Source organism: uncultured Tissierella sp., from assembly GCF_902479755.1.
Classification (GTDB): Bacteria; Bacillota; Clostridia; order Tissierellales; family Tissierellaceae; genus Tissierella; species Tissierella carlieri.
The window spans coordinates 1-13802 of sequence record NZ_CABSQO010000029.1 but is presented as its reverse complement, the minus strand read 5'-3'; the positions used below and the strand labels follow the sequence as shown (position 1 = coordinate 13802).

Annotated in this window: 13 protein-coding genes; all 13 read right to left on the bottom strand. The window is 31.8% G+C overall.

What is annotated here, in order from left to right; all coding sequences use genetic code 11:
• Positions 1 to 32 precede the first annotated feature (32 nt).
• The 13 genes from RDK80_RS14450 to dpsA all read right to left on the bottom strand — a co-directional run bounded on the left by RDK80_RS14450 (position 33) and on the right by dpsA (position 13666).
• Positions 33 to 914: a YitT family protein gene (locus RDK80_RS14450; protein ID WP_216559718.1), complete on the bottom strand. Its 882-nt coding sequence runs from the start codon at positions 912 to 914 to the stop codon at positions 33 to 35.
• A gap of 152 nt (positions 915 to 1066) precedes the next feature.
• Positions 1067 to 1852 carry an IclR family transcriptional regulator gene (locus tag RDK80_RS14445; RefSeq protein WP_216559720.1) on the bottom strand — a complete coding sequence of 262 codons (786 nt, stop codon included), beginning with the start codon at positions 1850 to 1852 and terminating at the stop codon, positions 1067 to 1069.
• Positions 1853 to 2037: 185 nt separating this feature from the next.
• A complete protein-coding gene (locus RDK80_RS14440) occupies positions 2038 to 3183 on the bottom strand; it encodes an alanine--glyoxylate aminotransferase family protein (protein WP_308524668.1) in 1146 nt (381 codons plus the stop codon).
• A 208-nt stretch (positions 3184 to 3391) separates the two neighbouring features.
• The gene (locus RDK80_RS14435; protein WP_094903781.1) at positions 3392 to 4453 is read right to left on the bottom strand and encodes an alanine--glyoxylate aminotransferase family protein; all 1062 of its coding nucleotides are present in this window, start codon (positions 4451 to 4453) and stop codon (positions 3392 to 3394) included.
• A gap of 138 nt (positions 4454 to 4591) precedes the next feature.
• Positions 4592 to 5998 (bottom strand): alanine/glycine:cation symporter family protein, encoded by a 1407-nt coding sequence (locus RDK80_RS14430; RefSeq protein ID WP_308524667.1) that lies wholly within the window; start codon positions 5996 to 5998, stop codon positions 4592 to 4594.
• Between the two features lie 218 nt (positions 5999 to 6216).
• Positions 6217 to 6627: a hypothetical protein gene (locus tag RDK80_RS14425; protein WP_308524666.1), complete on the bottom strand. Its 411-nt coding sequence runs from the start codon at positions 6625 to 6627 to the stop codon at positions 6217 to 6219.
• Entirely contained in the window at positions 6614 to 7081 is a 468-nt protein-coding gene (locus tag RDK80_RS14420) for a YkvA family protein (RefSeq protein WP_308524665.1), read from the bottom strand. Before RDK80_RS14420 ends, RDK80_RS14425 begins: the two co-directional genes overlap by 14 nt.
• A 294-nt stretch (positions 7082 to 7375) precedes the next feature.
• Positions 7376 to 8383 (bottom strand): BMP family protein, encoded by a 1008-nt coding sequence (locus tag RDK80_RS14415; RefSeq protein ID WP_308524664.1) that lies wholly within the window; start codon positions 8381 to 8383, stop codon positions 7376 to 7378.
• 78 nt (positions 8384 to 8461) lie between these two features.
• Positions 8462 to 9394: an ABC transporter permease gene (locus RDK80_RS14410; protein ID WP_308524663.1), complete on the bottom strand. Its 933-nt coding sequence runs from the start codon at positions 9392 to 9394 to the stop codon at positions 8462 to 8464.
• Positions 9394 to 10494, bottom strand: a complete 1101-nt coding sequence (locus tag RDK80_RS14405) for an ABC transporter permease (protein WP_308524662.1) — start codon at positions 10492 to 10494, stop codon at positions 9394 to 9396. Before RDK80_RS14405 ends, RDK80_RS14410 begins: the two co-directional genes overlap by 1 nt.
• 13 nt (positions 10495 to 10507) lie before the next feature.
• Positions 10508 to 12013: an ABC transporter ATP-binding protein gene (locus RDK80_RS14400; protein WP_308524661.1), complete on the bottom strand. Its 1506-nt coding sequence runs from the start codon at positions 12011 to 12013 to the stop codon at positions 10508 to 10510.
• Positions 12014 to 12224: 211 nt separating this feature from the next.
• Entirely contained in the window at positions 12225 to 12803 is a 579-nt protein-coding gene (locus RDK80_RS14395) for a dipicolinate synthase subunit B (RefSeq protein ID WP_308524660.1), read from the bottom strand.
• A gap of 2 nt (positions 12804 to 12805) precedes the next feature.
• Entirely contained in the window at positions 12806 to 13666 is an 861-nt protein-coding gene (dpsA, locus tag RDK80_RS14390) for a dipicolinate synthase subunit DpsA (RefSeq protein WP_308524659.1), read from the bottom strand.
• Between the last annotated feature and the right edge of the window lie 136 nt (positions 13667 to 13802).

Below are 13802 nucleotides of genomic sequence, written 5' to 3'. Positions count from 1 at the left end.
CTGAAATAGTCGGAACTAATCATTTGATATTATTATATTTCCGTAGATTTAAAACCTTTACCCTTTACTTCTACTACATCAGTTATAGTGAAAAAGGCTTTTGGATCTACTTCATTGACTATTTCTTTTAATTTAGCAATCTCACGAGATGTAAGAATACAGTATATAATATTCTTATCTTCATGAGTATATCCACCTTGACCCTTTAGAAATGTAACTCCCCTATGCAACTGTTCTATAATTGCAGTTGATAGTTCTTTGGATTTCTCTGATACTATTACTACATTCTTCTGTACATTAAATCCAGTTTGAACCTTATCTAGTATTTGATATCCTATATACATAGAAATCAAAGTATACATAGCAGCTTTATATCCAAATAGCAAGGATGATAGAGTTATTATAACAGTGTTTACCATCATCAAGCCTGTCCCAATATTTACATTAAGCTTTCTTTTAAGAATTGCAGCTATAACATCCAGCCCTCCTTGGCAAGTACCATTTCTAAACATTAATCCCATACCAAGTCCATTTAATACTGCTCCAAAAACTGACCCTAGAAGAATATCTTCAACTATAAAGTATTTGGAAATATCTTTAGTTATTGTAAGCCATGATGAAAAAACAAGCATAGATATAAATGCATAGGTAATAAACTTCTTATCTATCATTCTGACACCTACTACAAATATAGGAAGATTTATTAAAAATACTGATATTCCTGCTGGCATCTCTGTCAAATACTGAGTCATTATAGCAACGCCTCCAACTCCACCACTTAAAAGTCCATTTGGAACAAAGAATAAATTAAAAGCTAGAGAACATAGTAAGTTTCCAATTACTATGAATAATATTTTTGTAAATATCTCCCTAATTCCTCCTAGTTTTGATTGTGCTACATCAATTGTTTTCATTTATAAACTCCTCATTTTTATAATATATTGGTGGTAAATGTATACCCAAATAATACTACTTTATCATACAAATATCAATTGTTACTTATAGATTAATCGTAATAAAATAAAAAATCCACTCATATAAATAAGGAGATTTTTTATTTTATATTTTAACTTATAGTTCTGATATAATTAGTTGCCTCCTTGGAAACATCTAAGATCATCTTTATCCATCTATCTTTATTTTCTTTCGTAAATCTTGATTTTGGACCTGAAATTGAAATACAAGAAATAATCTCATTATTAACTCCAAATATTGGAGCTCCAATACAACTAACTCCTATTTCTCTTTCTTCATCATCTAAACCATATCCTTGCTTTTTTATAAGATCTATCTCTTCCATTAATTTATCCTTGTCTGTAATTGTTTTATTAGTATATTTTATTAATTCAATACTATCTAGTATATGCTCCTGTTTAGATCTAGGTTGATAGGCTAGTAGAATTTTTCCTGCACCAGTACAATGTAATGGAGCTGATACGCCTATTTTAGTAAACATCTTTAACAATCTATTACTTTCTTCTTGGGCAATATATACAATTTGGTTATTGTCTAAAATAGTTAAGTTAGAAGTTTCTCCGGTCAATTCTTTTAGCTTTCTTAGATATGGTTTTAGAATAATAGAAATATCATTTTGTTCATAAGCTCGCATTCCTATTTGCCATAGCTTCAACCCTAATTTAAACTTTTTAGTCGTTTCATTTTGTTCAATTATATTACATTCTTTTAAAGTATTTAATAAATGATATGTGGCGCTAACCCCATAGTTCAATGCCTCACTTATCTCCGTTACTCCTAATTCTTTTTCAGATAATGCCATGTAATCTATAACATCAAAAGCCTTAATAACTGATCTTATGGTTTTCTTTTGTTTTTCTTCTACTTCATTAGTCATATTGTCCTCCTGATATTCAACATTTATCTTATGGTATTTATTTACTATTGGTAAATTATTATACCATTTAATATGCTCTTTTACCATATTTATCTTTATACTAATTAAAGGAGGCTGTTTTAAAATTATAATTTTAAAACAGCCTCCAGATTAATGATATATATGATGTATTTCTAGTTTTTAATTTAAGCCATTAATTCTTTTAATAACGTAGTTATCCCAGCTCCAAGCTCACTGTTTTTGCCCATTCTGTACAATGTTCTCTCGATTGCAGAGATTGCACTTACCATATCATGTGTATCGATATTACCCATATGTCCGATTCTACACATTTTTCCAGCATATGCTGCTAAACCTCCTGCTACCACTGCACCTTCTTCTGCTAATATTTTTCTGAACTCAACATCATCTATTCCTTCTGGATATATTGCATTTGATAATGTAACTGCTCTATGTTCTTTATCTGCTAATAATGTAAAGCCCATAGCCTCTAAAGCTGCCTGCATTGCTCTTGCATTTTTTCTATGTCTTTCATATCTATTTTCTATTCCTTCTTCTTTGATTATTCTTACTGATTCTTTAAGTGCCCAAATCATATTTACTGCTGGTGTAGCAAAGTATTTTGAAGGATCATTCATAATTGGAAGCCATTTATCAAAATCAATATAATACTCTGGAATTCTTCCAAGTTCTTTTCTTCTCTCCATTGCTTTAGGTCCTGCCCATACTATTGCAAGTCCTGGCGCTACTCCAAATGCTTTCTGTGACCCAGTGATTAGAATATCTATATTCATATCATCTACATATTCTGGTTCAGCTGCAGTAGCACAAACTCCGTCAACTATATACATTGTCTCAGGGAACTTTTTCATTATTTCACCAATTTCTTTTATTGGAGCACAAACTCCTGTTGATGTATCAACATGAGTTACTGTCATAGCAGCATATTTCTTTTCACTTAATTTTGCTTCAATATCTTTTACAGGTACAATTTTTCCCCACTCACTGCTTATCACATCCACATTTATACCTTTTCTCTCTGCAAGATCAATAAATCTATCTCCAAAGAATCCATTTGATACAATAAGTAAATTATCACCTGATTTTAAAGTATTTGCTATACCCATTTCCATTGCCATTGTACCAGTTCCTGCAACAACGAAAACTTCTCCTTCTGTTTTCCATAGTGTTTTCAAATCTTCAACAAGTTCTTTAAAATCTTTAATAAAGTTAGAATCACCGAATGCAACTGTTTCTCTTCCCATTTGATCTTGAATTGACCTTACTACAGGTGTAGGTCCTGGGATCATTACTAATTTACGATTTTTCATTATTACTTCCTCCCTTTTTACTATTGTTAATTTCTATTTTACCATGTTAAATATAATGAATCAATAAATAAAATTATTTATAAGAAAATTTCGTATAAAAACTACCACTTTTTATAAAAGGATCGCTTATTTCACCCATCTAAAAAGATACTCCCCTTTCAGTATTAAATACATTTAAGAGAAGTATCTCCTTTAATTTATTAAGTTTTTATTTTATCTTTGCTAATGCTTCAAGAAAGGCTTCTACATCTTCCTTATACACATATCCCATAGTACCTACTCTAAACATATCATCAGCAATAGGGTCTAGTCCTCCATTTACTACTATCCCTTGCTCTCCCAGAGCTTTGACTATTTCTTTAGCTTTTCCTGGAGCATATACTGCTGTTAAAGTTTTAGAAGCGTATTTTTCATCTTTGGGAAATATACTATATCCAAGTTCTTTAACCCCTTCTATTATTCTCATTGTATTTTCAGTATGTCTCTTATATACATTATCTAATCCTTCTTCAAATATCATTTTTAGAGCCTCATCTACTGCAAACACATTATATACAGATGGAGTATTTGGTGTTTGATTTTTTTCTTGGAATGCTCTTGCCTTCTTTAAATCAAAGTAGAATTTTGGAATATTAGAATTTTCTACTGCCCTCCAAGCCTTATCATTTAAAGATATGAATGATAATCCTGCTGGTACCATAAGTGCTTTTTGAGAGCTTGATAAAACTACGTCTATATTCCATTCATCCATTCTCATTTCTAATCCGCCTGCCCCACTTACGGAGTCTGTTATTAATAGTATATCACTATCTCCTAATGCTTTGCCAAATGCTTCTAAATCATTAGATATTCCTGTTGCACTCTCATTATGAATTATAAATACTCCTTTAGTATTAGGAGTTAAATGATCCATCACCTTACCAACGTCTGCTGCTTCACCTAAATCAAATTCTACTCTAATGACTTTTAACTGATAAGCTTCTGCCATATCTGCAAACTGCTTGCTAAAAGTTCCTAAAACTGGTACTACTACTTCATCTCCAAAGGAAAAACAATTTTGTATAGCTGCTTCCATGGCTCCTGTTCCTGATGATGTTAATATATAAACTTCATTTTCTGTTTTAAATAATTTTTTTAATCCATTTCTTACTCTTTCATGAATTTCACAATATTCCTTGGATCTATGGGATATTGATTTTCTATTCATTGCATTTAAAACCCTCTCTGGGACCGCCGTTGGTCCTACCATCATTGATATTTCTCTTTTCATATTTACTCCCCCTCTTTTACTATACGTAAAAATCATTTACTATTGTTAAATTTATTGTAACTCGTTCTAATACTTATGTCAATATATAAAAATAAAAAAGACCTTCTTATTTACATAAGAAGATCTTAAATCTAGTATCTATTCTTCATTCCACCAATCTACATTCCCTAGTTGCGGAATACTTTTAGATTTGAATTTTGGATTTTTTCCCTCTCTTAACTGTCCAACGTAATCCTTTAATGCTGCAAATACTATAGGAGATAATTTAGTTATTACCAATAAATTAATAACTGCTAAAATACCCATAAATACATCTGCCGTATCCCATACTAATGAAAAACTACTTATTGAGCCAAAGAATACCATAGCTAAAGCTAATATTCTATACCCAATTAGAAACACTGGATTTGTATCTAAAAATTCAATATTTGTTTCTCCATAATAATAGTTTCCAATTATTGAGCTATAAGCAAATAAAAAGACGCATATTGCAATAAAAGTGCTACCCCAAGAGCCCACTTGGGAAGCTACAGCTGCCTGTGTAATCTGTACTCCTTTGAGTCCTGATGAATTTTCAAGAACTCCTGATAATAATATTATAAATGCAGTAGCACTACATACTAGAAGGGTATCTACAAAAACTCCAATACTTTGTATAAAGCCTTGCTTTATTGGATGCGATGTATCTGCTGTTGCAGCTGCATTTGGAACGCTTCCCATCCCCGCTTCATTTGAAAATAATCCTCTTCTAACACCATTCATAATTGTTACGCCTAGTGTGCCACCTGCTATCTGTGTAATCCCGAAAGCATTCTGAAATATTAATTTAAACATAGATGGAATTAAAGTTATATTTTTTATCATTATGAATATGGCAACCCCTATATATAAAGTAGCCATAATAGGTACTATAATTGCAGATACTGAAGCTATTCTCTTAACTCCACCAAATATTATATATCCTGTAATAATAACTAAAATAATTCCAGTAATAATTTCTTTAATTCCAAAAGCTTCATTAAACGCTCCTGCTATGGTATTGGACTGCACAGTATTAAATACAAATCCAAAGGTTATTGTAATTAGTACTGAAAATATTACTCCAAGCCACCTCATATTTAGACCTTGATTAATATAATATGCTGGCCCTCCTCTGAAGGTTTCCCCATCTCTAACTTTATAAATTTGTCCTAATGTACTTTCAACTAAACTTGAACCTGCACCAATTAAGGCAATAATCCACATCCAGAATACTGCTCCTGGTCCACCTGTGGCTATGGCAATAGCTACACCAGCTATATTTCCAGTTCCTATTCTAGAAGCAGCAGATATACAGAAAGCTTGAAATGATGATATTCCTTTCTTACCGTCTCTCATTTCTACTTCCTCTGTCAATAGGCCAATACTATGACCTAATAGTGTAAATTGAGAAAATTTGCTTTTAAAAGTAAAGTAAACTCCAAGTCCAATTAGTAAGACTATTAAGATATAAGAATAAAGCCAGTTGTTTAAAATTGAAACAATTCTTTCAATGCCTTGTAACATAGTATACCTCCTTAAGTAATATTATACTGTCTATCACTATTGCATTACTGTTCTAAAGTAATGTTAAATATTTTTTTATTATACTATGTTTCATTAAATATTGCAAGTTTTTTATATTTTGATTCTTTTATTGAATTATACTGAATATTCAGCTTTATCGTGTTATTTTTTTACATTTTTGCAAAACAAAAAGAGAGGAACTCTCTCTTTTCTTATACTCAAGTTGCACATATCGTCTTATACATTTTGAAGAAGGTATAAGTAGTATCAATTTCTTCTTCTGTTAGTTGGTTAGAACTAAGGATTTCCGTGGACTCTTTATCTTCATCTTCAAATATTTTCTCCATTCTAAACACATATACAAGATTAATAGCTTCATCTCTTACTAGATTTAGAGCTTTAATAAATTTTATCTTATCATTTTTATAGATTTCTCCAACAATCTTAGCAAATTCTATTGTAAACTCTCCAGAAGGATTGCTATATAGTTTCAAAATTTTACCCAATTCTTCTATATTTCTTGAATCATAGTCCCTTATATATGCAAAGATTTCATTTAATTTCTCTGGTTTTCTTGATATTTCATTCCAATCAACCCAATATAGTTCTTCTATATCAATTTTCTTCACCATTATTCTCCTCGTAGTCAATATTTTCTACATCCTCAACAATTTCTACCTCCACTTCTATTGAATCCTCATTATCATTGGCAACTTTCCATTTTTTATATACATTTAGCTCATCTGAGATTTTTTTAATCACATATGCAATCACGGCTAAATCATCAATAAATCCAGCCACTAAAAAATCTGGTATCAAATCTAATGGATTTACTAAGTATAGCAAAGATATTATTATCATTATTATAGAGCCTTTCGATATTTCTCTATAATCTCCTCTCATCCAATCTTTAAGCAAATCTAAAAATAGTTTTATATCTTCCCAAACTTCCATCAATGTTTTATTGCCTTCTACCTTTTTCTTAGTTGAATTCAACAGATTCTTTAATCTGTCTCTATCAAAATAAATTGTATTAGCCTTTCCTTCTAATCGTCTTAAAATTTCTTCAACATCTATCTTCATTTTCAAACCTCCATCTTAAGTTTCCTTCATTTCTTTATCTATAGCTTTATCTTAATTATACTATAATTCTAGCTTTTTTATCCCTAGTTTAATTTAATATTTTTGATTTCAATTATAATATAGCAAATAAAAATATAAATAAAATTTTAACGAAATATTGATAAGATACCATTCTTAAGAATCTATATAGATCAAGTTCTTTCTACAAAATCAAAATTAAATGAGAATTCCCCTATATGCCATAAAAAATTCCAATCAGATTAATGAACCTGACTGGAATCCTTTATATTTCAATTATTGACCTTTATATGGATTTGCAATTTTTCCTTCTTTAAGCTCTTTAATAGCTTCATTTACTTTGTCTTTCACCTCTTGCTTTACATCTTTTCCCCATTGCATATCAAGTACATCGTCTGCCCATCCTAGTGAAGCTCCTACAGGCTTAAGCTCACCATTTATTAATTGCTCAACAGTATTTTTAAATAATCCCGGAGTATTATAAGTAACAGATGAAATAACAGTATCTGGGGCAACATCGTTTTGTGGTGAAATATATCCTACAGCTTTAACACCCTTTGATTTTGCAGCTTCTATTGAACCTAAACCAACTTGATTAGCACTACAGAAAATAACATCTGCCCCAGCTTCTGCCATTGCAAGAGCAGTTTCTTTACCTTTTTGTATATCCTCCCAAGAGTTTACATAGGTTTTTGTAACCTTTATTGAAGGATCAATAGTTTGTGCTGCCACTTCAAATGCATCCAAAGTACCAGCTATGACCGGGAATGGGAATGAGCCAATAGCTCCTAACTCTTTACTTTCAGTATTCATAGCAGCAATTATACCTGCTATATATCCGCCCTCCCATTCTCTAACACCGATTCCACCAACATTTGGCTCTTGACCTTCTTCACTATTTATAACCATATAGAAAGTATTAGGAAATTGAGGTCCTACTTTTTTTGCTGCATCAAAAAACTGAGTTCCATGGGCGAATACTAAATCATACCCTTTTGTTCCATAGTCTGTAAATACAGCTTCAAAATCAGCTTGTTGAACAGATTCTATATACTCCATTTTTATACCTAAATCCTTTTCTACTAGCTTTAATCCTTCATAAGCCGTAGCATTCCACCCCTGATCATTTATAGGTCCTGGTAATAATAATACTATTTTATAATCTTTTTTTCCATCTGCTGTAGTGGAAGTATCATTATCTTTTCTTGATGAACAACCTGCTAATAAACCAACTAAAAGCATTGAAACTAGGAGTAATGCTAAAATTCTTTTCTTTGTAAACATTTTTATTCCCCCTTAATTTTATATACATTGGATTGTAATAGCGGATGGTATATTAAAACACCTCCCTTCCTTTTGTAATTATTTCTCGTATGCCCTTCCAAGCGCCTTTGGTGACGTAGTGCGTCCAACAATTCCTGTGACTGCCACTACAGTAAGTAAATATGGAAACATCAGCAGAAATTGATAAGGTATTCCTAGTCCTGCCATTTGCATCCTTATTTGAAGTGCATCTGCAACCCCGAATATTAAGGAGGCCATTAATACTCCTTTGGGATTCCACTTTCCAAATATTACAGCTGCTACTGCTATAAATCCTCTTCCCGATACCATATTATCAACAAACATATTAAATTGCCCAAGTGATAAAAAGCATCCTCCAAGCCCCGCCAATGCGCCAGATACCAATACACATATTGTTCTTACTTTATTTACAGGTATACCTACAGTATCTGCTGCCATTGGATGTTCTCCTACTGTTCTAATACTAAGCCCTATAGATGTCTTATAAAAAATGTAATAAGATATTGGAACAAGTAAAAATGCTATATATACAAGTATGGTTTGTCTAAAAAATATTTCACCTATTATTGGTATGTTTGAAAGGATTGGGATATTCACTGGTTCAAAAGCTTTTACAGTTATAGGTACAGTAGTTATTCCAAATAGAGCTCTATAAAAAAAACTAGTTAGTCCTATGGCCAAAAGATTTATTGCAACACCACTAACTATTTGATTTATTTTGATTTTTACTGTTATAAAAGCAAAAAGTGCAGATATTAAAATTCCACTTAGTATTGCCACCAAAGCTCCAATCCAATAGCTTCCTGTAAAATAAGACCCTACTACTCCTGCAAAAGCTCCAACTAACATCATGCCTTCCAGACCTATGTTTACTACTCCAGATCTTTCTGAATACATTCCCCCTAATGCAGCAAATAGTATTGGAACTGAAAGCCTAATGGATGCAGATAATAACGCAACAATAAACGTAATACTTAGTATGTCTTTCATCACTCTAACACCCTTTCTTTGCGATTTAACATAAGTTCAATCTTAGGTCTTATGGCATTTCCCCCTAGGACAAATATTATAATTAAAGCTTGGATTATGCTTACTATGTTTGCTGGAACTCCTACCCCTCTTTGCATTGAATTTGCTCCTGTTTGAAGCATACCAAGAAGTATTGATGATATAACCACACCTATAGGATTTGCATTACCTAAAAGTGCTGCTGCTATCCCATCAAAACCAACATTTTTAGAGAAATTATCCAAGAGTCTATGGTGAATACCATTTATTTCTGTAAAGCCCGCTACCCCTGCCAAAGCTCCGCTTATGGCTAGAGAAATTATAATATTTTTTCTAATATTTATACCTGAATATTCTGCGCCATCTGAATTATATCCTACAGCCCTAAGTCTATAACCAAAGGGAGTTTTCCATAAAATAATATATACCGTTATTGAAATTATCACTGCTATAATAAAACCTATATGTAGTCTAGTGTTGGAAACTACATAGGGAAGAAATGCATTTTCTCCTATTAGATCTGTTTGTGGATAAAATCCACTTGATTCTCTAAGCGGTTTATCTACTAAATAACTAATAAAATATAATGCCACATAGTTAAACATTATTGTAGTAATTATCTCAGATGAGCCAAATATTCCTTTAAGTATCCCTGGTATCATTCCCCATATTCCACCTGCTATTATTGCTGCCAATAAGCAAAGGGATATGGTGATAAACGGACTGAGATGCCCAGTTTTTAATCCTACAAATGCTGCCGCCATAGCACCTGCGAACATTTGTCCTTCCCCACCTATATTAAATAGCCCTGTCCTAAAAGCAAATGCAAAGGAAAGCCCTGTTAATATAATAGGTGTAGCTTTTACAAAAATCTCAGCAATATTGTAGATGTTTGTGAAATTCCCAAAGATTAAATATTTATAAGCTTCTAGTGGATTAACCTCTATAAATAGTAAAAGTACGCTCCCAATCAGCAATGCTAATAATACTGAGACCAGCGGTATAAAAATTGTCAAAATTTTATTCCTATTAAAGACTTTACTTGAGATTTTCTTATTAAGATAATCCTGGATTTTGTTCACAATTTTTCCTCCTTTAATTAGCTCCTGCCATCATTAAACCTATTTTGCTTTCTTCAAAATCATTCTTATCCATCTCCCCTACTATACTGCCTTTATATATTACAGCGATTCTATCAGATAGTAGGTTAATCTCTGAAAGTTCTGTAGAAATTAACAGTACTGCAGTGCCTTGCTCTTTAGCTTTTATAATCTGTTGATGAATAAATTCCGATGCTCCTATATCTACTCCTCTAGTAGGCTGGACAGCAATTAGTAATTTTGGCAATTTATCTACTTCCCTTGCTACGACTATTTTTTGCTGGTTTCCACCTGATAGTTTCCTAGTTTCAGAATTTCTACATGGAGTTTTAATTGAATATTTTTCAATCATATGGTCAGCATGTTTATTTATTGTATTGAAATCAAAGAAAAATCTTTTTCTAAATGGATTCTTATAATAATCTTTCAGTATTAGATTCTCACTAACAGAAAAATCTAATATTAACCCTCTTTTATGTCTATCTTCTGGAATATAACCTACACCTCTTTTTATTATTTCTGAAATGGATTTCCCTTTAATTTCCTCGCCATTTAATAAAATGCTGCCTGAATTCCCTTGAATTAGTCCAACTATTGCCTCTGCCAATTCTTTTTGTCCATTACCATCTACTCCAGCAATGCCTAAAATTTCTCCAGAGCATATTTTTAAGCTTATATTCTCTAAAGCTTTTATTCCTTTTTCCATTTCATAAGATAAATTCTTTAATTCAAGTACAGGCCCTCCTGGACAACAAACACTATCTTTTTCCATAGCTGAAAGTTCTCTGCCTATCATAAATTTTGCAAGTTCAAGGTCATTTGTCTCTTTAGTATTAACTGTCTTTGTTACTCTACCATCCCTCAATACAGTAACTCTATCGCATACAAACATTACTTCCTTTAATTTATGAGTAATCAATATTATAGACATTCCAGTATCAGCCATTTTTTTTAGTGTAGTAAACAACTCTTCAGTTTCCTGTGGAGTAAGTACAGCTGTTGGTTCATCCATTATAAGTAATTTTGCTCCTCTATATAGAGCTTTAACTATTTCAACTCTTTGTTGTTCTCCTACAGATAGGTCTGAAACCTTTGTATCTAAGGATATTTCCATTCCATATTTGGCTGCAATTCTTTCTATTTCCTCTTTGAGTTTTTCCTCCTTAATTACCAAACCTTTTTCCTTTCCCATGCCCATGATGATATTTTCTAATACTGTATGAACTGGTACAAGCATGAAATGTTGATGTATCATTCCTATTCCTAAATCTATGGCATCTTTAGAGGATTTTAAGTTAAGCTTTTTGTCTTCAAAAAATATTTCTCCCTTATCAGGTTGATATAGACCATATAATACATTCATCAATGTTGACTTTCCCGCACCATTTTCTCCTAGAAGAGAATGTATTTCTCCTTTCTTTACTTCAAAATTAATATCTTCATTTGCTACCAATGTTCCAAAATACTTGGATATTGAACACATCTTTAATATTGTATCCATATTATCCCTCCCGTCTAATATTAATTACTACTCTATATGCATAATTTCTCTAAAATATTAGAATATCCTTTGTTATATTTCTATAAAACCGAGGTTGAAAATTTAAAATATTTTGATTATTTTTTATATATTAATTACATCCTTTTTAAAATAAATAAGTAACGCTTTTGGTGCCAGGCACCAAAAGCGTTACTTATTTACAACTCTTTTATTATAATAGCAATGGCTGTATTTGCTTATTCTTTAATGCTTCAATTATAGTAGGTATTATCATATCATAGTGAGCTATTAATGAGGTAGATTTTTTTACAGGGTCATCTTGCCCAAAAGGTACAAAATAAACATTTTTTTTATCTAGCAACATACCTAAATTTTTTGCATTTCCACTGAGTCCATCATTAGTAGATATAGCAATTATTGCAGGTTTGTTATTCCTTAGATGGGCCTTAAAAGCCATACATACTGGTGTATCAGTAATGGCATTTGCCAGTTTTGCAAGGGTATTTCCTGTACATGGGGCTACAACTATTATATCTAGGAAATTTCCTGGACCTATACCCTCTGCATCCTGTATAGTAGATATAATTTCCTTACCTGTTGCCTTTGTTATCTTATCTTTCCATTCTTTTGCTAATCCAAACCTAGTATCAAAATCATTTGCATTATATGACATAATTGGATATACATCTGCTCCTTCATTAACCAGTCTCTCTATTTCAACTAAAATTGTTTCAAATGTACAAAATGAACCTGTAATAGCTATACCAACCTTTACATCTTTCAATAACATTCCTATCCCCCCAACTCTTCAATAATATTATAAATAGTATCTTTCATAATTTCAGCTGCTGTCATAGGTGCTACTTTACCAGGTAGTCCCAATGCCCAAACAGTTTTTATCCCTAGTTCTTTAGATTTTTCAAAATCTACTCCACCTGGTATAGAAGCAAGGTCAACTATCAAGGATTCTTTCCTTAGCTTCAGTAACATCTCTTCATTTAAAACCATAGATGGAATAGTATTGAATATTACATCCATCTCATGAATATAAGCCCCTATCTCATTTAAATGTAATGGAATATAGCCATAGCTGCTGACCCATGCTAAGTCCGTATAATTTCTAGCCTCAACATATACATTTGCTCCTATGCCTTGAAGCATATTAGCTAAAACTTTACCTATTCTACCAAATCCTAAAACCATAGTGTTTGCTCCATGAATAGTAATATCTAGTTCTTCCATAGCTACTTGAATAGCACCTTCTGCTGTAGGAATAGCATTTAATACTGCCATTTCCTCTCTTCTGAGGAGATCTATAGTATTAATATTGTAGAAGGATGCAATACTAGATATTTCCTTAGATATTTTACCTGCTATAAATAGTTGATCGGAATTCATATTCTTAAATATTTCTTCTATAATTATTTTCTCCGAATACAAAGGTGTATTTAGTAGAGTATTGTCATTAGAGCATGGTAGTGGTCCTATAACTATATTAGATTCTTTAATAGCTAAGTCTAGTTTCTCACTTATTTCTAACGTGTTATTTTCTAACCTATCAAAACCAAATAATTTAATATTATGACCATCTTTTCTAAGCAGTTTTGCTAATTTAATACTTCTCTCATCTCCACCTAATACTGATATTCTCATACCTTCCCTCCCATACTTAAAAAGACATTAAGTAATACATATTATGTATTTAAAAATTTAAGGTGCTTGTATATCTATACAAAATCATGACCACCCGTAAAACGGGTGGTTTGCTCTAGCCCTATAAGGGCATGGT